The sequence below is a fragment of the Priestia sp. TSO9 genome, assembly GCF_021029645.1.
In the GTDB taxonomy this organism is placed as follows: Bacteria; Bacillota; Bacilli; order Bacillales; family Bacillaceae_H; genus Priestia; species Priestia megaterium_E.
The window spans coordinates 813,846-836,574 of the sequence record NZ_JAJEKD010000009.1; the positions used below are offsets into that span (position 1 = coordinate 813,846).

The 22,729-nt window shown below is 37.8% G+C and carries 21 protein-coding genes and 1 riboswitch; of the genes, 15 read left to right on the forward strand and 6 right to left on the reverse strand.

The genetic code is table 11. The features are described from left to right. Nucleotides 1–121 precede the first annotated feature (121 nt). The 5 genes from liaF (at nucleotide 122) to LJC66_RS06895 (ending at nucleotide 5,667) form a co-directional block, all read left to right on the forward strand. The gene (gene liaF / locus LJC66_RS06875; protein ID WP_195694992.1) at nucleotides 122–850 is read left to right on the forward strand and encodes a cell wall-active antibiotics response protein LiaF; all 729 of its coding nucleotides are present in this window, start codon (nucleotides 122–124) and stop codon (nucleotides 848–850) included. Then, on the forward strand, nucleotides 847–1,893 hold the full coding sequence (locus tag LJC66_RS06880) for a sensor histidine kinase (protein ID WP_230932103.1): 1,047 nt from the start codon (nucleotides 847–849) through the stop codon (nucleotides 1,891–1,893). Before liaF ends, LJC66_RS06880 begins: the two co-directional genes overlap by 4 nt. After that, nucleotides 1,886–2,512 carry a response regulator gene (locus tag LJC66_RS06885; RefSeq protein ID WP_013082360.1) on the forward strand — a complete coding sequence of 209 codons (627 nt, stop codon included), beginning with the start codon at nucleotides 1,886–1,888 and terminating at the stop codon, nucleotides 2,510–2,512. Before LJC66_RS06880 ends, LJC66_RS06885 begins: the two co-directional genes overlap by 8 nt. Nucleotides 2,513–2,644: 132 nt before the next feature. Continuing rightward, complete coding sequence (locus tag LJC66_RS06890; RefSeq protein WP_230932104.1) at nucleotides 2,645–4,312, forward strand: glycoside hydrolase family 13 protein; 1,668 nt, start codon at nucleotides 2,645–2,647, stop codon at nucleotides 4,310–4,312. 209 nt (nucleotides 4,313–4,521) lie between these two features. Next, nucleotides 4,522–5,667 (forward strand): THUMP domain-containing class I SAM-dependent RNA methyltransferase, encoded by a 1,146-nt coding sequence (locus LJC66_RS06895; RefSeq protein ID WP_014460934.1) that lies wholly within the window; start codon nucleotides 4,522–4,524, stop codon nucleotides 5,665–5,667. Between the two features lie 41 nt (nucleotides 5,668–5,708). Here LJC66_RS06895 and LJC66_RS27670 read toward each other — a convergent pair whose 3' ends face one another. Beyond that, nucleotides 5,709–5,837 carry a hypothetical protein gene (locus tag LJC66_RS27670; RefSeq protein WP_013056148.1) on the reverse strand — a complete coding sequence of 43 codons (129 nt, stop codon included), beginning with the start codon at nucleotides 5,835–5,837 and terminating at the stop codon, nucleotides 5,709–5,711. 159 nt (nucleotides 5,838–5,996) lie between these two features. Here LJC66_RS27670 and LJC66_RS06900 point away from each other — a divergent pair, with 159 nt between their 5' ends. Beyond that, nucleotides 5,997–6,491 (forward strand): hypothetical protein, encoded by a 495-nt coding sequence (locus tag LJC66_RS06900; RefSeq protein WP_230932105.1) that lies wholly within the window; start codon nucleotides 5,997–5,999, stop codon nucleotides 6,489–6,491. A gap of 34 nt (nucleotides 6,492–6,525) precedes the next feature. Here LJC66_RS06900 and LJC66_RS06905 read toward each other — a convergent pair whose 3' ends face one another. Genes LJC66_RS06905 through LJC66_RS06920 form a run of 4 tightly spaced genes read right to left on the reverse strand, consistent with a single transcriptional unit; the run spans nucleotide 6,526 to nucleotide 10,665 of the window. Then, entirely contained in the window at nucleotides 6,526–7,338 is an 813-nt protein-coding gene (locus LJC66_RS06905; protein WP_013056150.1) for a carbohydrate ABC transporter permease, read from the reverse strand. 14 nt (nucleotides 7,339–7,352) lie between these two features. Next, nucleotides 7,353–8,306 carry a carbohydrate ABC transporter permease gene (locus LJC66_RS06910; protein ID WP_230932106.1) on the reverse strand — a complete coding sequence of 318 codons (954 nt, stop codon included), beginning with the start codon at nucleotides 8,304–8,306 and terminating at the stop codon, nucleotides 7,353–7,355. Then, nucleotides 8,290–9,537, reverse strand: coding sequence for an ABC transporter substrate-binding protein (locus tag LJC66_RS06915; protein ID WP_230932107.1), 1,248 nt, complete (start codon nucleotides 9,535–9,537; stop codon nucleotides 8,290–8,292). The genes LJC66_RS06910 and LJC66_RS06915 overlap by 17 nt, the downstream gene beginning before the upstream one ends. A 36-nt stretch (nucleotides 9,538–9,573) precedes the next feature. Continuing rightward, the gene (locus LJC66_RS06920) at nucleotides 9,574–10,665 is read right to left on the reverse strand and encodes an ABC transporter ATP-binding protein (RefSeq protein WP_230932108.1); all 1,092 of its coding nucleotides are present in this window, start codon (nucleotides 10,663–10,665) and stop codon (nucleotides 9,574–9,576) included. 332 nt (nucleotides 10,666–10,997) lie between these two features. On the opposite strand from LJC66_RS06920, the gene LJC66_RS06925 reads away from it, so the two are divergent. The 5 genes from LJC66_RS06925 to LJC66_RS06945 all read left to right on the forward strand — a co-directional run bounded on the left by LJC66_RS06925 (nucleotide 10,998) and on the right by LJC66_RS06945 (nucleotide 17,189). Then, nucleotides 10,998–11,177, forward strand: coding sequence for a hypothetical protein (locus LJC66_RS06925; RefSeq protein ID WP_013056154.1), 180 nt, complete (start codon nucleotides 10,998–11,000; stop codon nucleotides 11,175–11,177). A gap of 224 nt (nucleotides 11,178–11,401) precedes the next feature. Then, the gene (locus LJC66_RS06930) at nucleotides 11,402–13,339 is read left to right on the forward strand and encodes an ATP-dependent DNA helicase (RefSeq protein ID WP_013056155.1); all 1,938 of its coding nucleotides are present in this window, start codon (nucleotides 11,402–11,404) and stop codon (nucleotides 13,337–13,339) included. Nucleotides 13,340–13,463: 124 nt separating this feature from the next. Continuing rightward, nucleotides 13,464–14,981, forward strand: a complete 1,518-nt coding sequence (locus LJC66_RS06935; protein ID WP_230932109.1) for a carboxypeptidase M32 — start codon at nucleotides 13,464–13,466, stop codon at nucleotides 14,979–14,981. Nucleotides 14,982–15,078: 97 nt separating this feature from the next. Beyond that, nucleotides 15,079–15,180: riboswitch (purine riboswitch) on the forward strand. 103 nt (nucleotides 15,181–15,283) lie between these two features. Further along, a complete protein-coding gene (locus LJC66_RS06940; protein WP_230932110.1) occupies nucleotides 15,284–15,877 on the forward strand; it encodes a xanthine phosphoribosyltransferase in 594 nt (197 codons plus the stop codon). Nucleotide 15,878: 1 nt separating this feature from the next. After that, complete coding sequence (locus tag LJC66_RS06945; protein WP_050691213.1) at nucleotides 15,879–17,189, forward strand: nucleobase:cation symporter-2 family protein; 1,311 nt, start codon at nucleotides 15,879–15,881, stop codon at nucleotides 17,187–17,189. A 107-nt stretch (nucleotides 17,190–17,296) separates the two neighbouring features. Here LJC66_RS06945 and LJC66_RS06950 read toward each other — a convergent pair whose 3' ends face one another. Then, complete coding sequence (locus LJC66_RS06950) at nucleotides 17,297–18,157, reverse strand: LysR family transcriptional regulator (protein WP_050690760.1); 861 nt, start codon at nucleotides 18,155–18,157, stop codon at nucleotides 17,297–17,299. Between the two features lie 130 nt (nucleotides 18,158–18,287). Between LJC66_RS06950 and LJC66_RS06955 the strand changes: the two genes are divergently transcribed. The 4 genes from LJC66_RS06955 (at nucleotide 18,288) to LJC66_RS06970 (ending at nucleotide 22,519) form a co-directional block, all read left to right on the forward strand. Beyond that, complete coding sequence (locus LJC66_RS06955) at nucleotides 18,288–19,712, forward strand: NAD-dependent succinate-semialdehyde dehydrogenase (RefSeq protein WP_195697101.1); 1,425 nt, start codon at nucleotides 18,288–18,290, stop codon at nucleotides 19,710–19,712. 391 nt (nucleotides 19,713–20,103) lie between these two features. Then, complete coding sequence (locus tag LJC66_RS06960) at nucleotides 20,104–20,646, forward strand: GNAT family N-acetyltransferase (RefSeq protein WP_013056162.1); 543 nt, start codon at nucleotides 20,104–20,106, stop codon at nucleotides 20,644–20,646. 224 nt (nucleotides 20,647–20,870) lie between these two features. Continuing rightward, a complete protein-coding gene (locus tag LJC66_RS06965; RefSeq protein ID WP_098248333.1) occupies nucleotides 20,871–21,956 on the forward strand; it encodes a type III polyketide synthase in 1,086 nt (361 codons plus the stop codon). A gap of 5 nt (nucleotides 21,957–21,961) precedes the next feature. Beyond that, on the forward strand, nucleotides 21,962–22,519 hold the full coding sequence (locus LJC66_RS06970; RefSeq protein WP_013082378.1) for an isoprenylcysteine carboxyl methyltransferase family protein: 558 nt from the start codon (nucleotides 21,962–21,964) through the stop codon (nucleotides 22,517–22,519). Nucleotides 22,520–22,729: the final 210 nt, after the last annotated feature.

Here is a 22,729-nt window from a genome sequence, read left to right on the forward strand (position 1 = left end):
TGCATAAAACATGGTATTCTAAAAAAGGCGTAGGTTTCTGCGTCTTTTTAAGGTGAGAGAATAGATACCTGCAGCATCCAAAGAACGCTATGTCATCTACGAGGAGAAGGGAGAGAGAGCTGTGCAAAGCGTAAACAAAACAGAATCTCTTATGTTCATTTTTATTTGCAGTTTATTTGTCCTGTTTATTGAAATTATGTTTTTTCACAGCGGCTTGATCTTTTCTGTATTAATTGCCGGTGCGTTCATGTATATTGGGCGAAAAAAAATGAGAAGAAAACTAGGGCGTATTTTATTTTGGATTGGCGTTATTGGGCTTGTGTTGAATATATTTAATACGGTTGCCTTTAAGTTTTTAGTTATTGCTCTTTTTCTGTATTTTTTACTTAGATTTATTCAATCAAGAAAGCATCCGATTGAATTCAGACCAACTGACGAATTTACCCAGCAGCCAAACCAAAGTTTGGTGCAGGTCCGACCGGTTTTGACGAATAAACTTCTTGGCAGTCAAAGAACCGAAGACTCCGTATACGAATGGGATGATATTAATATTCAAAGCGTATGGGGAGACATTGTGGTTGATTTAAGCAATACCGTTCTGCCAAAAGGCGATGCGGTTATTTTTATTCGTCAAGTGTTTGGAAATATTAAAGTGCTCATTCCTTACGAAACGGAAGTATCTGTGAATCATTCTAAACTAGCAGGAAACGTAACGGTTTTTGGACATCAGCGCGGCTTTTCGTTCAATGAAAATTTGTCTATCAAAACAGAGGAATTTGATCAATCTGCTCATAGGGTGAAGATTGTTACAACTGTTGTGATTGGAGATATAGAGGTGCAAAGGATATGAGTATTCTTCAACGGCAGTTATTATGGGGGATTTTCCTAAGTTTTTTTGTATTTGTATCCGTGCTCCTTACCGTGTTTTTTGCATATCCTGTTTTTCAACTTAGCGACTTATGGAAAACAAGCGTATTTGGCATGCCTTTTGTGCTGTTTTCCTTCAGTTTGAGCCTGACGATCGGAAGCGTGATTGGAGGAATCATGGGGTTTATGTGGAGACAGCAGTGGACATATGTTGAAAACCGATTATATGAAATAGAAAATGGCCACCGGCATATGTCGGCAAATGAACCGCTTATTCAAGAAACGTCTCGAATTATAAGCCGTTTAAATAAAGTAGATCATAAAATGATTCTTCAAGCACAGAAATCCCAAAAGATGGCAACGGAAAAAGTGGAAAATCAGCAAAAGCAAGTGCAAGAAATTGTTTCTCAGGAACGAAATCGGCTTGCTAGAGAACTGCATGACTCCGTTAGTCAGCAGCTATTTGCCGCTTCGATGCTTATGTCTGCTATTACGGAATCCAATCTTACGCTACAAGATTCTGAAGCTAAGCAATTAAAGATGGTTGAAAAAATGATTAATCAATCACAGCTTGAAATGAGGGCTTTGCTTCTTCATCTTCGTCCTGCAGCATTAAAAGGAAAATCGCTGCAGGCTGGAATGAAAGAACTGATGAATGAGCTTGCTCAAAAAGTACCGCTTGAATTAAATTGGAAAATAGAAGGTTTTGAACTTGATAAAGGCATTGAAGACCACTTGTTTAGGATTTTGCAAGAATCCGTATCAAATACGCTGCGTCATGCCAATGCAACAGCTTTAGATGTGCTGCTGATTAAACGTGACTTTTCCATTATTTTACGTATCGTTGATAACGGAGTCGGTTTTGATGTAGAAAAGGAAAAAGTCGGATCGTACGGCCTGCAAAATATGTACGAACGTGCAGTTGAAATTGGAGGCTTGTTAAAAATTATTAGTTTGCCCGACAAAGGAACAAAGCTAGAAGTGAAAGTACCGTTAGTAGAAAGAGAGGAGAAGCAAAATGATTAATGTACTGTTAGTGGATGATCATGAAATGGTTCGTATTGGCGTAGGAGCGTATTTGTCTGCTCAAGCAGACATTCATGTGATAGCTGAAGCAGCAAATGGCCAACAGGCCGTTGAATTAGGGCTTCAGCTGCGTCCGGATATTATTTTAATGGATTTAGTCATGGAAGAAATGGACGGGATTGAAGCAACAAAACAACTGATTAAGCAGTGGCCAGAAGCGAAAGTGATCATTGTCACTAGCTTTCTAGATGACGAAAAAGTATATCCCGCTCTAGAGGCAGGGGCAACAAGCTACTTATTAAAAACGTCTAAAGCAGGAGAAATTGCAGCTGCTATTCGCCGTACATATGAGGGGCAATCTGTATTAGAGCCCGAAGTAACCGGTAAAATGATGTCTAAAATGAGAAAACCGTCGTTACCTCATGAAGAACTGACAGCTCGTGAAATGGAAATTTTACTGCTAATGACACAAGGCAAAACAAATCAAGAAATTGCAGACGAATTATTTATTGCGCTAAAGACGGTAAAAACACATGTGAGCAATTTATTAAGTAAGCTGGATGTACAGGACCGGACTCAAGCCGTCATCTATGCCTTTAAACACAAATTAGCGCAGTGAGAATCGTTATTCAAAACAGAATAACGATTTTTTTTGTGAAAAACCTATTTTTTTGCATGTATTCATTATAAAATAGCGATATGCGTAAAGGCGAACGCTTACGTAAAAGCACTATTTTGAGGGGTTGAGCACATGGAAAAGAAATGGTGGAAAGAAGCTGTTGCGTATCAAATCTATCCGCGAAGCTTCATGGATTCAAACGGCGATGGAATTGGTGACATTCAAGGGGTTATTTCAAAATTAGACTATTTATCTGATCTTGGAATTGATGTCATTTGGATTTGCCCGATTTATCAGTCTCCTAACGACGATAATGGCTACGATATCAGTGATTATAAAGATATTATGAAAGATTTTGGAACAATGGAAGACTTTGATGAGCTGCTAGATGAAGTTCACCATCGCGGAATGAAGCTGATTATGGATTTAGTTATTAATCATACTTCAGATGAACACCCTTGGTTTGTAGAATCCAGGTCTTCTAAAGAGAATCCATATCGTGATTATTATATTTGGCACGAAGGTAAAGATGGCAAAGAGCCAAACAACTGGGAATCTATTTTTAGCGGATCAGCTTGGGAGTTCGAAGAAAAGACAAAAGAATATTACATGCACGTATTTTCTAAAAAACAGCCCGATTTAAACTGGGAAAACGAAAAAGTACGTCATGAGCTTTATGAAATGGTTAACTGGTGGTTAGATAAAGGAATTGACGGCTTTCGTGTAGATGCTATTTCGCATATTAAGAAAGTGGCCGGCTTCCCAGATCTACCGAACCCTGAAAAGCTAGATTATGTGCCATCGTTTGAAGGCCATATGAATCGACCGGGAATTCAAGAACATTTAAAAGAGCTAAAAGAAAATACGTTTGCCAAATACGATATTATGACGGTTGGAGAGGCAAATGGTGTAACATCGAACAGCGCGGATGAATGGGTAGCTGAAGATGGCGGAAACTTCAATATGATTTTTCAGTTCGAGCATATGGGACTGTGGGATAAAGGAGAAGAAAAACCGCTTGATTTAATCGAGTTAAAAACGATTTTAACTAATTGGCAAAATGGTTTAGAAAAAATCAACGGCTGGAACGCTTTATATTTAGAAAATCATGACCAAATTCGTTCTGTAAATAAATTCGGCAGCGTAGCTTACCGAGTGGAAAGTGCAAAGTGCTTAGCTGCACTATACTTTTTAATGAAAGGAACACCGTTTATTTATCAAGGACAAGAACTTGGAATGACCAATGTTAAGTTCGATTCTATTGACGATTATGATGATGTTGGTATGATTAACTACTACCGTATTCAGCGTGAAAAAGGCGATTCACATGACGAGATTATGAAAGTGATTTGGGAAACAGGCCGCGATAATTCAAGAACGCCAATGCAGTGGAATACAGAAAGAAATGCAGGATTTTCTACTGGTACACCTTGGATGAAGGTGAATCCAAATTACGTAGATATTAACGTAGAAGAGCAGAAAAGTGATAAGAATTCGATACTGAATTTTTACAAACAGCTCATTAAAATTAGAAAACAGCATGATGTGCTGGTGTATGGAACTTATAAGCTGTTGGCAGAAGAAGATCCCGCTATTTACGCGTATACGCGAACATTAGAAGGTAAAACCGCTGTTGTTATTTGTAATATGTCACCGAAAAATCAAACGTTCGAGTTTCCTTCAGAGAGCGCATTTGCAAACAGAGAAGTGCTGATTCATAATTATCCGTTGGATACAAACGAAACGCTTGAAAAATGTACGCTGCATCCATATGAAACACGTGTATACTTACTTTCATAAACAAGTTGAGCAACCGATTGCGCAATTGTAAAATGAAAATCTTTTAAAAACACATTTATATGCGACATAGGTGAAGAAACTGCTGGCTCTATCAAGAGCCAGCAGTTTTTGCATTTTAATAAAAAGACGGAGAAAGCTTTGACTACGGCGCATGTATATGGTACTTTTACACTTAGTGTAGATAATTAGAAACAAAATGAGGTTGAAAAATGGCGAAATATAAAATTATTGCAACAGCAGCAATGGGAATTGAAGCACTGGTCGCTAAAGAAGTGCGTGCTTTAGGATATGAATGTGAAGTAGACAATGGCAAGGTTATCTTTGAAGGAGACGAGCTCGCAATTGCTCGCTGCAATTTATGGCTTCGTACAGCAGATCGAATTAAAGTGCAGGTTGGACAGTTCAAAGCTCGTACGTTTGATGAGCTTTTTGAACAAACAAAAGCATTAAACTGGGGTGATTATTTACCGGTCGATGCACAGTTTCCTGTGTCGGGAAAATCGGTTAAATCTAAATTGTTCAGCGTATCAGATTGTCAAAGCATCGTGAAAAAAGCTATTGTTGACAGCATGAAAAAACATTATAACAAAACAACAGGCTGGCTCGAAGAAACGGGCTCAACGTTTAAAATTGAAGTAGCGCTATTAAAAGATGTTGCTACATTAACAATTGACGCAAGCGGTGCAGGACTTCATAAGCGCGGTTACCGCGTAGGACAAGGGGAAGCTCCTTTAAAAGAAACGCTGGCAGCGGCTCTAATTATGCTAACGCCGTGGAATGCGAATCGTCCGTTTGTCGATGTTTTTTGCGGTTCTGGTACAATTGCTATCGAAGCAGCGCTTATAGGTCAAAATATTGCACCAGGATTTAATCGTGACTTCTTATCAGAAGAATGGCCATGGATGTCAGCAAATATTTGGGACAAAGCGCGCGAAGAAGCAGAAGACTTAGCGAACTACGACCAAGTGCTAGATATTGCTGGTCATGATATTGACCATCGTATGGTAAAAGTAGCGGAGCAAAATGCATTTGAAGCTGGACTTGGAGATTTAATTCAATTTAAACAAATGCAAGTGCGCGATTTTACGACGCCGAAAGAATATGGAATCATTATTGGTAACCCTCCGTACGGCGAACGTTTAAGCGATCGTCCTTCTGTTGAAAAAATGTATGCTGAAATGGGCGAAGCGTTTTCTAAGCTTGATACGTGGTCGATTTATATGCTTACATCTCATGAACAGTTTGAACAGTACTACGGTAAAAAAGCGACGAAAAAACGCAAATTATTTAACGGATTTATTAAAACAGACTACTATCAGTACTGGGGACCTCGTCCTCCACGCAACGACCAATAATAAAAAGCCGAGCGGTGTAAAAACCGCTTGGCTTTTTTACGTTATTTCTTTTTTAAACCGCGATAAGCTAGCATTCCAAACATGCCTATACCGAGCACGACAATTAATAAAATAAACCAAAACGTGGCATTAAGCAGGTATTTATATAGTCCGTCATAATAATCATGCATGTACTCACCCCATTGTGTTTTTTTATAGTATGGGCGAGTAGCAGGGCAATATATGTATTCATTTCTTTTCAATAGCCGGCTTAAAACGAGAAATGATTAGCTTATTTCTAACATATTTACGAAAGGGAAATCTCATACTAAAACCTAAGAGGTGATAAAATGAGAAAAAATCAATCAGCACGGGTTTTTGGCGGGATGATACTTCTTTCATGGTTAACCATCCCTTTTATAGGACGACAGCATATTAAACGCTATTTATCATCTACTATGTTTATTTCCTTTTTAATTATGGTTGAAAGCTATATTGCTGAAAAAAAGAAGTGGTGGATATTCCCTAATCCTCCTCATCCATATCTAACAGGTGAAGCTGCTTTACTTTTAGGTCCATTTTTAGCAGGTTCTTTATGGATTAAAAAGTTCACATATGGCCATTTTGGAAGGTATATGTTATTAAATGCAATCGTAGATACATTTTTTGTTTATCCTTTTCAACGAGCTATGAGCCGTGCAAAGCTTTTTAGGGTAGGCACATTTAAAGAGTACCATTTGCTGGGCATCTTTCTGTTGAAAGCTGCTTTAATGTACGTTTACCAACATCTAGTAGTAGAGAAACCAAAACCTCAGCGTGCTTTAAAAAATAATCCTATAGAATAAAGGAGCAGGCAGGGAAGCGTGATTTTCTTGCCTGCTATTTTAATGCTCCAGATGTCATTCCTGAAATGAAATGCTTTTGCAAAAACACGTACGCAATCAATAATGGAATAGAAGAAAGAACGACTGCTGAAAACAGCATAGGATAATTAGTCAGAAATTCCCCTTGAAAGTCCAATAGTGCAATAGGCAGCGTTTTTACTTCTTTAGATTTTAACAAGAGCAAAGGGAATAACAGATCATTCCACACAATCACAAACGAAAAAATTCCTACTGTAGCCATTGATGGTATTGAAAGTCGAAGAGCGATTTTTGAATATATTTTCCACTCTGACGCTCCGTCCATGCGAGCAGCTTCGAATAGTTCCCTTGGCAAAGTTTTCATAAACCCCGTGATAATAAAGACACCGATGGGAAGCAAAAAACTTATGGAGACAATAATGACGCCTGTTAGCGTATTGACGAGCCCAAGCTTATTCATCAGCAAAAAGACAGGAATCATATTGACTTGAGTAGGGACAATCATTCCGCAAACAAAAAAGCCGTATACAATCCATCCAAGCTTTTGAGGTAGCTGAATAATAGCATAAGCAATCATGCTTGAAAACCATAGAATAAAAAACGTGCTAAAGACGGTAACAATCACGCTGTTTTTAATATAGCCAAAGATGGGTTCATTGACGAGCAGCTGTTTATAATTTTCAATATTCCAGCCTGCTGGTAATCCGATTGGGTTGCTGTAAAGTTCAGGCGTTGTTTTAAAGGTTGTTAATAAAACCAAGCTTAAGGGCAACAGAATGATTAAACCGTATATCCCTAAAATCAGTTGTCTGAATGGGTTTTGTTTCATAAAAGAATCTCCTTTTACATTTTGGTTAAGCGAAGTACGCGAAATTGAAGAAACGTTAAAAGAGCAATCACAATCATAAATATAACTGAAATGGCAGAGGCATAGCCGAAACGAAAATTAATAAAAGCTTCGTGATAAAGCAGTGTCGAAAGAATTTCAGTTGAGTTGGAGGGACCTCCATTTGTCATTGCAATGATTAAATCAAATGCTTTAAAACTTTGTATGGTCGTATAAGCTACAACCATTGTCGTAGCTGGAGCTAAAAGAGGCCACGTAATGCGCTTGAATTTTTGCCATCTTGTTGCTCCATCAATACTAGCAGCTTCATATAACTCGCTGGGAATAGCTTGAATTCCAGCTACAAAAATAATAAGCATTTGACCAGTATGTGCCCAAAATTGTACAAAAGCCAAGCTGTAAATGGCGATATGTCCATTTCCAATCCAAGACTGGGTCCAATGCTCAAGGCCTATTTTACTTAAAAATAGGTTCACTCCTCCAATGTTGGGGTCATACATAAAGTTCCACGTGAAGGCAATCGACACGGACGAAATAATCGTCGGTACAAAAAAGAGTGAACGATAAAATGTATTCCATGCAGAATTTTTATAAAGTAAAAGTGCAAAGCCTAAGCTCAATAATGTTTGAAAGATCAGCACGCCAATTGTAAACTTTAAGTTGTTTGTAAGAGACTGTGTAAAAATAGCATCGTTTGTTAAAATTTCTTTGAAGTTTTGAAACCCTACAAATGAGAACTGAGAAGACAATCCATTCCAATCAGTTGTGCTTAAAAATAAAGCAGAAAGCGTTGGCAATGCAAAGAAAACAGTATATATGATAAAACCGGGAAGTAAAAACAACCATAGATGTCTGTTTTTAGAGATACTTTTAAATGAAAAGAGAGGAAAAGAGAACGAAGGGGTTCTCTTTTCTTCTTCTTGAATAGACGTATTAGTTTTTAGCGACACGTTCTACCTCTCCTTGTGCTTTTTCAGCAGCTTTTTTCGCTGACATACCGGATAGTACGTCCTGTACAGATGTTTCAACAGCTTTTGATACGCGCTCATTTAAAATGGTGAATCGAGGTTGGAAGACCGTTTTTTTGTCTTTCCACTTTGCGCTTTCTTTGAGTTCAGGTGAATCATATTTCACGTCTTTGACCGTTAATAACTGGCCAGTAGCATTTGCGTACTCAGAAGAAACCTTTGGATCTGCAAGGAAAGTCAAAAATTTCTTAGCAGCTTCTTTGTGTTTTGATTTTTCAGCAACACCTAATAAGAATGTCGTGGTATGAACACCTTCGTATTTTGCTTTATCTTGATCCACTGTAATCGGGGCAAGCAAACCTTGATCAATCTTCGGATTTTGCTGTTTGACTGTAGCCATCATATAAGAACCTTGAGCAAGCATTGCGCCTTTTTCCTGAGCAAAAAGTGCTGCAGCACTTTCTTTTTTCGTACCAAGAGCATCTTTTTGGAAGTAACCTTTGTCATTTAATTCTTTAATTTGAGATAGGGTTTTGATAAACCATTCATCAGTTAGCTTGCGCTTGCCCGTTTCTACTTCGTGAAGGGCGTTGTTTGTAGGTTCGTTATTCATAATCATTGGATTAATAAATTGAGAAGGACTTACGTCTCCTGAAAATAAAATCGGAGTGTATCCATTTTTCTTTAATGCTTCAGATGTTTTTAAAAAGCTATTCCAATCTTTAGGAACATCTAAATTTAGTTTTTCAAAAATGCCTTTGTTATAGACAGGGATGTTATAGACCAGCTGATAAGGAAGAGCATATTGCGTATCATCCGCTTTGCCCGCTTGGATTAGCTTTTCGTCAAATTTCCTGAGTAAGCTTTGGTTGTCCAGCTTGGCAAAACCGTTTGCTTTGCGAATCGTTTCAAATTGACTTCCTGGAAAACTAGCAAATAAATCGATACCTTCTCCAGATAATAGAGATCCTTGAATTTGTGATTGATAGGAATCAGAAGGAAAGACGGTCATTTCTACATGAATATTTGGATTTTTCTTTTCGAATTGCTCAATGATAGAATCAAAAGCTTTCGAATCTTCTCCTCGCCAATGCGTAAAGTTAATGGTTACTTTTTTAGAAGAGTCACTGCTGTCGCCGCTTGTTGAACTGTTTTTGCCGCAGCCCGCGATGATCACGGTGAGCATTGCTAACAGAATTAATAATTTTTTCATTTTAGTTCCCCCATTTATAGAATTCTTTTTAGATAGTTATTGGTCAATTTTGATACGGTTGGTAGATGCTTGGTCAAAGAAATGAGCATGATTCATTTGAAAATGAAATGGAAAGTGCTGATGAACTTGAATATGTTCATCCCCAGGGATTTTAGCTACAAAGAGCTGGTCTCCTAAACTACTGTATAGTATGTACTCTGCTCCTAATAACTCAGACACCTCTACCGGTAATGAAATATGAGAAGCATCAGAATAGGCGCGCGTAATATGCTCTGGTCGAATTCCTACAGTAATGAACTGATTGTTGTAGCCTTTTTCATGTAACGAATGCATTTGATTTTCTGTCAGCTGAAACTCATGTTCACTGATGTACAGTATGTTGTTCACTACTTTTCCTGTGAAAAAGTTCATTCCCGGCGATCCTATAAAACTGGCTACAAACGTATTCTCTGGAGCATTATACACTTGCATAGGTGAACCTATTTGCTGAATTTTTCCGTCTCTCATAACTACAATTCTGCTTGCCATCGTCATCGCTTCTGTTTGGTCGTGGGTTACATAAATAATGGTCGTCTGCAGCCTCTGATGAAGCTTACTGATTTCAGCACGCATTTGTACGCGAAGCTTCGCATCAAGATTAGATAAAGGTTCATCCATTAAAAAAATTTGGGCATTCCGTACAATGGCTCTTCCTAAAGCCACTCGCTGACGCTGGCCTCCTGATAACGCTTTTGGCTTGCGTTTTAAATAGGGTTCTAAGTCCAAAATACGAGCCGCTTCACGAACGCGATCATCAATTTCTTGTTTTGGGACTTTGCGGAGCTGCAAGCCAAATGCCATGTTGTCGTAAACTGTTAAATGAGGGTAAAGCGCGTAGTTTTGAAATACCATTGCAATATCCCGGTCCTTAGAAGGCAAATCGTTTGCACGATCTCCATTAATAAGCAATTCTCCTTCTGTTATCGATTCAAGGCCGGCGATCATTCGAAGGGTAGTGGATTTGCCGCACCCTGAAGGTCCTACAAACACAATAAATTCTTTGTCTTGAATATGAAGATTGAAATTATCAACTGCAAGACTATCTTTTCCGTATTTTTTATACACATGCTGTAACTGCAGTTCTGCCATTTTTTCTCCTTTCAGCAGGCTTTTAAAAAAATAAAAGCCTCTAATTGCACAGATGGATGGTACGTGGATCTGGCAATTAGAGGCTATCGGTTGACCGGTAAGCCTGTATTATGTAGTTTTGAGTGATTGAATCTGTAAGTAATTTTAAAATATATTATTCCTATATGTCAAGTGAGAATTAAAATATTTTAATAAGTTCGATTATTTTCTTAAATGAAAGAAGCCATTTATTAAGCCAGAGATGCTGGTTTTGAGAATAAAATAAACAGCTGGTGTATAGAATGATAGTATTCACTTTTATAGTAAGCACTACAGAGAGAGGATGTTTATAAATGGATAGAAACACGCAGTTCACTATGATTCGTCAAGCGTTGGAAAACAGCTATCATTTAATGCAGCAGGGAATAGAAGTGAGCGGAGAGACGCTTACTCAGCTGGAACAAGCAAAAGCCGAGTATGAAGCGGCCTTTTTATTGTCTCAGTCCACGGACTCAAAATTCCGCTGCAATTAATTTTTTAATAGCACTTATTCCGTTTGCGTTCTATACACTCAGCTTTTATACAAAAAGGTTCTGTCCTTACAGGCAGAACTTTTTTATGTTCAGCTCTTTTTATTGACATTTTAGATAAAGTAGTCAATAATTAAGTTTTGCTTACATGAGAAATTTACTAGATAAAAAGAAGTGAAGCTAATTTTTATTGATAGATATTTACATAAATAAAGGAGTCAGTATCGATGATGAGAGAGCGGTTGCCTTTTACAATTGAGCGGGATGAAAACTTTTTTGACAAATTAAATGAATGGATAGGTGATGTTTTTTATGATCATCTTCCAGACGCAGGGTTAGAACTTCGAGACGAACAAATTTTTATGGCTTTTCAAATCGAACGAGCTTTTAAAGAAAAAAATGTAATCTTTGCAGAAGCAGGTGTAGGAACAGGAAAAACCATTGTGTATTTACTGTATGCTATTTGTTATGCAAGGTATATTGGCAAGCCAGCTATTATTGCCTGTGCGGATGAAACATTAATTGAACAGTTAGTAAAAGCCGAAGGAGACATTGCCAAGCTCTCTGGTATTTTAGATATTAACATGGATGTTCGCCTAGCAAAATCTCAAGATCAGTATCTGTGTTTAAAGAAATTAGATGCTGTGACAGCACGAACAGATAATGAAAACATTGAAGAAATTTACGATACGCTTCCTGATTTTGTTCATGATCATAGCGGTATGCAGTCGTTCTATCACTACGGAGACCGTAAAGAATATCCTCATTTAACGGATGAGGAATGGAATCAAATTAACTGGGATACGTTTCAAGACTGCTCTTCCTGTGAGCAGCGTCATAGATGCGGCTTAACGCTTTCACGTGAGCACTATAGAAAAGCACATGACTTAATTATTTGCTCTCACGATTTTTACATGGAGCACATTTGGACATATGAAGCCCGCAAGCGTGAAGGACAGCTTCCCCTTCTTCCTGAAAGCAGCTGTGTTGTATTTGATGAAGGTCACCTGCTGGAATTTGCTGCACAAAAGGCTTTAACATATCGCATTCAAGAAGATACGTTAGAAAACTTGTTAACGCGTCTATTAGAAAATGACGTGCGAGAAGAATTTGCTGTGAAGATCGAGCACGCTATCGATGTGTACGCAATGTTCTTTGACCGTTTAAGTGAAGCAAGCACAGAAATCGTTGGTTCTAGCCGTAAAGAAGTAGCCCGTACAAACGGATTACAAAGTGTAGGAAAAGAACTTTTATCGCTGCTTGAGCATATCGGAAACGAGCTTGTGTTTGAGAGTGAGACCTATACAGTAGACGAATATACGCTGCGAATTGTAGATGAGTACCTAGATCAAATTGACTATTCGCTGCGCTTATTCATGGACAATGAAAATGCCATCTACTGGGTGGAAGAAAACAACTGGCAGCTGACGTTGGTTATTATGCCGCAAGCAGTAAAAGACGTCTTAAAAGAACGAGTATTTGCAAAGAAAATACCATACATTTTCACGTCTGCCACTCTTTCAGATAACCAATCGTTCGATTATTTAGCATATAGCTTAGGAATTGCAAAGCCGCTTTCTTTTTCCGTTGAATCGCCATTTGATTATGATGAGCAAATGAAAATTGCGGTAAAAAATGTTTCAGATGATCAAGAAGAAGCGTTTGCTGAAAAATTCGCCTTTGCTGTTGCGCAGCTCGAAAAAACGAACGGACGAGCACTTTTACTGTTTAACAGCAAAGAAGAACTAGAGATGTTCAAAGAAGTTTCCAAAGAGTTAAATCAGTACACATTCTTATTTGAAGGCGATCAAGAAATCAGTAAATTAGTATCTCAGTTCCAAAGGGAAGAAGAAACGATTTTATGCGCTGTTCATTTGTGGGAAGGATTGGATATTCCTGGACCTTCGCTATCTAATGTAATTATTTGGTCTCTGCCGTATCCACCAAATGATCCGGTCTTTGAAGCAAAGCGCAATCAAGTAGTCGATCCATTTTGGGATGCAGATATGCCGTATATGCTTCTTCGCTTAAAGCAAGGAGTTGGAAGGCTGATTCGCTCTCATAACGATAAGGGTCTAATCACGATCTTTATGCCAAAAAGCACAGATTCAAAAGTGCGTTCAATCATTGAACAAAATGTCCCAACAAAAATAGAAAACGTATAAAAAAGCGCGGTTGTAGCCGCGTTTTTTTATACGTATAATAGATTGAATATTCAGTTATATACACGCCGTTACTATTATGATAAAATAATTTATGGTGAAATAAGGAAAGTAAGGAGGAAAAACAATGAGAGAAGACATACAGAAAATTGAGAAACAGTTTTATGAATACATGAATAAAATCAAAAGTTATCACGAGGCAATCGGAGTGATGTACTGGGATTTGAGGACGGGTGCTCCAAAAAAAGGGGCGGACCAGCGTTCTGAAGTTATTGGCATGATGTCATCAGAAGCGTTCAATCTTTCGGTTTCTGATGAAATGGCAGGTTTTATTGAGAAATTAACGAACCCTGAGTCACAGCCTTACATAAACGATATTACGAAAAAAGCAGTGGAAGAATGTAAAAAAGAATATAACTTAAATAAAAAGATTCCTCCGCACGAATATAAAGAATACGTTACATTAACTTCAAAAGCTGAGTCGGTTTGGGAAGACGCAAAAGAAAAAGCAGATTTTGCTTTATTTCAACCGTATCTCGAAAAAATTGTAGCGTTCAATCAGAAGTTTGTGGAGTATTGGGGGTATGAAGGAAACAAATATAACCGTTTATTAGACCTTTTTGAACCGGGGATGACGGTTGAAATCTTAGACGAGGTATTTGGAAAGCTGCGGGAGCATATTGTGCCTCTTGTTCAGCGAATCGCCGGGTCGAATACAAAGCCAAATACGGAATTTTTATTCCGTACTTTCCCAAAAGAAGCGCAAAAGCAATTTAGTCTAGACGTGTTAAAAACGCTTGGCTATGATTTTGAAGCGGGGCGACTTGATGAAACAGTCCATCCTTTTGCTACTGGCTTAAACCCGGGAGATGTGCGCATCACGACTAAATATGCCGAAAACGATTTTCGAACGGCTATTTTTGGAACAATTCACGAATGCGGCCATGCATTATATGAACAGAATATTTCAAAGAATCTTGTCGGTACAGTTCTATGTGAAGGTACTTCAATGGGAATTCATGAATCACAGTCGCTGTTTTTTGAGCAGTTTGTCGGTAAAAATAAGGCATTTTGGCAGCATCATTACGACGTACTAAAAAAGCATGCGCCGGGACAATTTGACGATGTAGATTTAGAAGATTTTTACCGAGGAGTAAATGAGGCGAAACCGTCTCTTATTCGTATTGAAGCAGATGAGTTAACGTATCCTCTTCATATTATGATTCGCTATGAGATTGAAAAAGGATTAATAAACGGAGAATATAAAGTTGCAGATTTACCGGAAATTTGGAATGAGAAATACGAAGAATATTTAGGAGTTCGTCCAAGTCACGATGGAGAAGGCGTGCTTCAGGATGTACACTGGGCCGGAGGAAGCTTTGGGTACTTCCCTTCCTATGCTCTTGGCTATATGTACGCAGCGCAGTTTAAGCATACCATGTTAAAAGACTTGCCCAATTATGATGAACTTCTTGAAAAAGGAGAAATTTCGCCGATTACAAATTGGCTAACAGAACATATTCATCAGTACGGAAAAATGAAAAAGCCTCTTGAAATTTTAAACGATGTAACGGGAGAAGGCTTAAATGTAGATTATTTAATTCAGTATCTAGAAAAGAAATATGGAGAAATTTATCGCGTATAAAAAGCGCTATAACCGAATATTGTGTTTTGTATCGCAAGTAAATGTTCGAAAATATCGCTTTTAGATATTTTCAAATAAAAGATTTGCTGATATAATACAATTAACTCAATAACGCACTCATATAATGACGAGAATAAGGCTCGTAAGTATCTACCAAACTACCGTAAATAGTTTGACTATGGGTGAGCGATGAAGTTTGTTTTTCACTTTTGTGCGTAACAGCTCAAGGACATTGCTCTACTCATATACGAGTGCAGCTATGTTTTTGAGCTTTTTTAATACAAACGTTGGAGGAACGAACTATGAAAGCTTTGCAAAACAAAATTTTAACAGATGGTATCGTATTATCGGACACGGTTTTAAAAGTAGACACATTTTTAAACCACCAAATGGATCCTGTATTAATGAAAGAAATTGGAGAAGAATTCGCTTCGCGTTTTGAAGATGCAGGAATTACGAAGACTTTAACGATTGAATCATCAGGAATTGCTCCAGCGATTATGACCGCATTGAAGCTAAACGTTGAGATGGTGTTTGCCAGAAAAAGAAAATCTTTAACACTTCAAGACGGACTCATTACATCAAAAGTATATTCATTTACAAAAAAAGAAGAAAATGAAATTTCAGTTGCTGATAAATTTATTCGAGAAGATGACGTGATTTTAATTATTGATGACTTTTTAGCAAACGGCCAAGCTGCATTCGGCTTGATGGATATCGTACAAAAAGCAGGTGCTAAAGTAGGCGGCATTGGGATTGTTATTGAAAAAGCGTTCCAAGATGGAGGAAAACAAATTCGTAAATCAGGCGTTAAAGTAGAATCATTAGCACGCATTCAGTCTTTATCAAATGGTAAAGTTACATTTGCTGAAGATAAACCAACAGTGGAGGTTTAATATGAATAAAGGAAAAGTCTTTTCACTTGGTTTACAGCATGTTTTAGCTATGTACGGAGGTGCGATTGTTGTTCCGCTTATTGTTGGAGGAGCCATTGGCTTGACTCAGCAGCAGCTTACGTATTTAGTGGCGATTGACTTATTTATGTGTGGTGTGGCAACTCTACTGCAAGTATGGAAAAATCGTTTTTTTGGAATTGGTCTTCCAGTTGTATTAGGGTGTACGTTTACTGCAGTAGGACCTATGATTTCAATTGGAGGTTCTTACGGCGTTTCTTCCATATATGGTTCTATTATCGTCGCTGGTTTACTCATTGTCCTTCTTTCTGCTTTTTTAGGTAAATTGGTGAAGTTTTTCCCTCCTTTAGTTACGGGCTCGGTTGTAACGATTATTGGAATTACGTTAATTCCTGTAGCGATTAAAGATTTAGCCGGAGGAGAAGGAAGTAAAGATTTTGGCAGCTTGAGCAATTTAGGTTTAGGTTTTGGCGTTTTGCTATTAATTATTGTTCTGTATCGATTTACAAAAGGATTTATGCGTTCCGTCTCTGTGTTATTAGGATTAGTTGTTGGAACAATCGCAGCTTCTTTTATGGGAAAAGTAGATTTTTCCGGCGTAAAAGAAGAAGCGTGGGTTCATATGCCACATGTTTTGTACTTTGGGATGCCAACTTTTAATATTATGGCCATTCTGACAATGTTCCTTGTTTTACTTGTTGGTATTGTCGAGTCAACAGGCGTTTATTTTGCTGTTAGTGATATTTGTAAAAAAGAAGTGGATGAAAAAGATTTATCTAAAGGCTATCGTGCAGAAGGACTGGCGATTTTATTAGGCGGATTTTTTAACGCATTTCCTTATACAGCGTATTCTCAAAATGTAGGACTTTTACAATTGTCAGGTGTTCGCACAAGAAATGTTATATTTGCAGCGAGTGGAATTTTAATCGTTTTGGGTTTTCTACCTAAAATCGCAGCCGTGACGACGGTTATCCCGAGCTCTGTCCTTGGTGGAGCAATGGTAGCTATGTTTGGAATGGTAATCTCTTCAGGTATTAAAATCCTTAGTCAAGTTGATTTAGCCAAACAAGAAAACCTTCTTGTGATTGCATGTTCGGTTGGCATGGGTCTAGGGGTGACGGTTGTACCTGAACTCTTCAAAAACTTACCAGAGAGTCTTCAAGTTCTTACTGGAAGCGGTATTGTAATGGGGAGTTTTACAGCAATCTTTTTAAATATTGTCTTTAATATGATGAAATCACCACGTACGCAAGTTGCAGAAACAAAGTTAACAAATGAAGTCGTATCGAAATAAAAAGAGGCTAGGACAAAAATATTTTAGTTGAGAAGATCCGAACGGTTAATCGTTCGGATCTTTTCATTGTTATGGGGAACATAGGCCTAATTTGTTCGTTTTTCCTATTAAGACCGTGTTTTGAAAAACAGTGTATAAAGCATTTTCCCCACATCAGGGTTTTTTGCCACTAATGAAATTTCTCTTTTGAATTTGAAGTCTGTAATGGGTAACGCTTTAATGTTTGAGCTTTGTAAATGACGCATAAAAATTTCAGGCAGAATTGAAATACCTAAATTAGCTGAAATAAATCCCATAATACTTTGAGCAAATTCAATTTCATTAGCAATGGAAATTTTTAAGTTATGACGATTGTACGCTTTTTCTACTAATGTCCGAACATCGCACCCTGGCGGGAGAACTACAATGGGTTCTTCTTTAAAATCTTTAAATGATACGCTTTCTTTTTCGGCTAACCGGTGCTGATCATTCACAAATAAATAAAAGTCTTCTTTGAATAATAGTTTTGACCAGTAAGTATGTTGAACCTCTCGATCATCAAATAAAGCCCCGTCAATTTGATTGCTTTCTAACTGCTCTAACAAATCATAATAGTGATGCGAGGTTTTTATATCAATATGGCGATTGTGATCTTTAGCAGAAGCCAGTTGATAAGGTAAGTAAAAAGCAGCCATACTCTGCCACGTTCCGATAGTTAAATCACAAGCTTCTTGCGTAGACACTAATTTTTTTTGAAGAGCATGAACGCTTGATAGTATGGATTCACCTTCTTGTAAAAGAATTTCACCTGCTGAGGTTAATTCTACTCCTGTAGCGGAGCGAATAAATAATGTGACTCCTAAATCTTCTTCTAGTTTTCTCATTTGCTTACTGAGCGCGGGCTGCGTCATATGCAGCTGTTCGCTTGCTTTGCTTAAGCTTTTTGTTTTGGCTGTTTCAATAAAAGACTCAAGCCATTCTGTTTTCATATTTATCACCTATAACCTTTTGTTATACCCATAGTATAGAAGGGAAGTTCTCATAAATCAATGAAGATGCTAGTGTATATAGTGTAGTTAACACAGCACAAAGAAATTCACACAACTAGGAGGATGAATGATGTATCCAAACAAACTATATATTAACGGTGAATGGACAACAACGGAAGAGAAAATTGATGTAGTCAATCCAGCAACAAAAGAAGTAATAGGACAAATTCCAAAGGCAGGCGCAAAGGAAGCAGCACTTGCCGCTGATGCAGCGGCTGCAGCTTTTAAAACATGGTCGAAAAGAACCGCTCAAGAGCGCAGTGCTATTTTAATGAGATGGCATCAACTAATTGAAAATCATAAAGATGAACTAGCAGAAATTATGACAACGGAACAAGGCAAACCATTTGCAGAAGCAAAAGGTGAAGTGCAGTATGGCAATGATTATATTGCTTGGTTTGCTGAAGAAGGAAAGCGTGTATACGGTGAAACGATTCCAGCTCATCATACGCATAAACGTATTACGGTTAAAAAACAGCCTGTCGGCGTTGTAGCAGCTATTACACCATGGAACTTCCCTGCAGCAATGATTACGCGTAAAGTGGCCCCAGCTCTTGCAGCAGGATGTACAATTGTTCTAAAACCATCTGAAGAAACACCATTTACAGCATATCGTTTAGTAGAGCTCGCAGAAGAAGCTGGAGTTCCAAAAGGTGTAATCAATGTTGTTACTGGAGATGCAGCAGCTATTGGTGACACATGGCAAAAAGACGGACGTATCCGAAAATTAACATTTACTGGTTCAACAGCGGTTGGCAAACATTTAATGCGCGGTGCTGCTGATACTGTGAAAAAATTATCGCTGGAATTAGGCGGTCACGCACCGTTTATCATAACAGAAAATGCAGATTTAGACGCTGCTGTAAACGGCGTAATTGCTTCTAAGTTCGTAAACGCAGGTCAAACGTGCATCTGCACAAACCGCGTATATGTACAAGAATCCATTGCAGATGCTTTTGTTGAAAAATTTGCAGCAAAAGCGGCGGAATTAACAGTAGGAAATGGATTAGAAGAAGGTACACAAGTTGGACCGTTAATTAACGATAAAGCGGTTGAGAAAGTAAAAGCACAAATTGCAGATGCAAAAAGTAAAGGAGCTAAAGTTGTGGTTGGCGGACAAGCTATAACAACTAAAAACGGTTTCTTTATGGAGCCGACAATTATTACAAATGTAACTGATGACATGAATTGCATGTTTGAAGAAACGTTTGGACCATTGGCACCTGTAGCAACATTCAAAACAGTAGAAGAAGCCGTAGAACGAGCAAACAATAGCCCTTATGGTTTAGCCGCTTACGTATTTACAGAAAACATTAAAGAAGCAACGTTTGTATCTGAAGAGTTAGAATACGGCATTGTAGGAGTAAATGATGGCTCTCCATCTGCAGCTCAAGCTCCATTCGGCGGCTTTAAAGAAAGTGGTCTTGGACGCGAAGGAAGTCATTACGGCATTGAAGATTATTTAGAAGTAAAATATATCTCAATGGGACTTTAATCAAAAGCAGAGGGACAAAAATATTTTAGTCGAAGTGAAATACGAACTAGCAACTAATAATCAAAATTATTGGTTGTTAGTTCGTATTTTTTTGTTGGTAAGGTGGACGTAGCTTTCAGGTGTTTTGTTGTGTCCTAGCTTTTTTATGCACTTTTGTAAAGAAAATTTGGAATAATAGTTCTTTAGCACAATTAATTGCATTTCTAGGGTGTCTGTGCAAGAATAAATATTTCAAAAATGGTTTAGCTTTGTTTAAAGCGTGGGTAATACAACAAATGCACATGATTGCTTGTTAGATGAAATGAAAAGCAGAACTTTACCACTGATAAATTACGCAAGCTAGAACCAAAATAGTAGTACTGAATGGTGAAAAATATAGGAGTTGATATAGATGATTACAGCAGAGAAAAACATAGTGAAATTTAAAGCAAAAGACGGACGTGAAGTCACTATTCGCCCTGCACAGGCAAGTGATGCAGAGCATATTACAACAGCGGTAAGAGAAATTATTGAAGCCGGGGAATTTATTCAAAAAGATGAGCCGCGCACAGTCCAAGAAGAGCAAGATTTTATTGCATCAGTAGAAAAGAACAATCACATGTACGTTGTAGCTGAAGTCGAAGGTGAAGTGCTTGGAATTGCACGTGTTCTTAGAGGCGAAATTAAAATGAAGCGCCACACGGGGCTCTTCCGTACATGGCTTATTTCAAAAGCACAGGGAATGGGAATAGGCAAACAATTTATGAATTATACGCTAAACTGGTGCAAAGAAAATAATCTTCATAAACTTTCTTTAACTGTGTTTGCTTCGAATAAAGTGGCATACGAATTGTATAAAAAGGTAGGATTTGAACAAGAAGGCGTTATGAAAGAACAAGCTTATTTCAACAATGAATATGTAGATGAAATCTATATGTCCATTTTCTTTTCATAAAAAATAAGCACTTATTTTCGTCAATCCATAAATTGTATCTGTACATTCAGATTATTTGCGCTATAATAAAAGTGCACAACAAACATACACTTCTTCAAAACGTAGACTTTCCTGAGTTACAGGAAAGTTTTTTTATGTTTCGCCTCCATTCCACTAAAAAAGAATTGAATAAATCCCCAGCTATTACAAATGTTAAATGTAACGCAATCAAAGAGGTGAAGTGTATGCCAAAGATTATCTCAGTTGGATTTGGAGTTCCCCCCTATGAATTAACTCAGCAAGACACGCTGCTATTTGCAAAAGAACTTTTTTCCGAATCGTTTAAAGATATTAATCGTCTGCTAACCGTTTTTCAAAATGGTCAAATTGAGAAACGTAATTTTGCCAAAGACTTATCTTGGTTTCAAGAAGACCATACATTTGAAGAAAAAAATGATGCTTTTATAGAATCTGCTGTTGAATTAGGTACAAAAGCAATTGAAGACTGCTTAACAAATAAGAACTATGTAAGTACTCCTTTGCCATGTGGAGAAATTGAGGCAATTTTTTATGTTTCAACAAGCGGTTTAGCTACGCCTAGCATTGAAGCACGAATTATGAATAAGCTTGCGTTCTCAGACCACACAAAACGAATTCCTATTTGGGGATTAGGGTGTGCTGGAGGAGCGTCTGGGCTTTCAAGAGCTTATGAGTATTGCAAAGCCTTTCCGCGTGCTAAAGTCCTTGTTTTATCCATTGAGCTTTGCAGTTTAACTTTTCAGAGAAATGATCGTTCAAAAAGCAACTTAATCGGTACGTCTTTATTTGCAGATGGAGTAGCGGCTGCTTTAGTCGCAGGTGACGAAGCTGATACCACTTTTGCCCTTGCAAAAAGCTACCCTTACATTTTACATACACAATCGACGCTCATGCCCAATTCAGAAGATGTAATGGGGTGGGAGATCAAAAATGATGGACTATTTGTTGTCTTTTCAAAAGATATTCCCACGATTATCGATTCGTGGTTAGGCGGAGAAGTTGAGTCATTTTTACAAACACAGCATTTGACCAGTCGGGATTTAAAGCATTTTGTTGCTCATCCTGGAGGGAAAAAAGTGCTTGAAGCATATGTATCAACGCTGTCGCTAAACGAAAATATGATTGCTGATTCCCTAGATGTACTTAAAAACCATGGAAACATGTCTTCCGCAACCGTTTTGTATGTATTAGACCGCTTTATGAAGAAAGAAATTTCGAGTGAAGAATACGGTTTATTAACAGCTCTTGGCCCTGGATTTAGTTCTGAAATGCTTCTATTAGAGTGGAGGTAAAGCGATTGTTTTTTTATAGCTTTTTTGTATTTATTATCTTACAGCGTCTATGTGAATTGGTTATTGCCAAAAGAAATGAAGCTTGGATGAAGAAGCAGGGAGCATACGAAGCTGGTCAAAGTCACTACAAATGGATGGTAAGCATGCATGCCGCTTTTTTTGCTGCTCTTTTTACGGAAGTGTATGTATTAAACGATGGAATGTATCACTTTTCTTTTTTGTTGTTTAGTTTTTTTGTGCTTGTGCAACTTGCAAGAATATGGGCTATTTCTTCGTTAGGAAAGTATTGGAATACAAAAATTATCGTTTTGCCTAATGCGAAGGTTGTGCTAAGAGGTCCTTATCGTTTTATGAAGCACCCTAACTATACGGTAGTAGCGGCAGAATTGGTGTTAGTTCCGCTTATGTTTCAGGCATACTGGACGTTAGCTATTTTTTCTGTTTTCAATTTGTGTATATTAGCTGTTAGAATTCCCTTAGAAGAGCAAGCGTTAACGAATGAAACAAATTACGGCGAAGTGATGCAAAACAGGGGCCGTTTCTTTCCTGTAAAAAAATCTTAAAACTAATTGAAAATGATTATCTTTCATGATAAGATGAAACAAATGATAAAGATTATCAATTTCATCAAGTAGAAACGGTGGTGGACGTAATGGTTAGTCTTTTTGTGATCGGAGCTCTTGCTACATATGTTGGCGTCACAACGTATGTAATGAAAAATATTGAAAAAGCCCAAAAGGCGTAACATACATGCGATGAATAAAAAATACGAT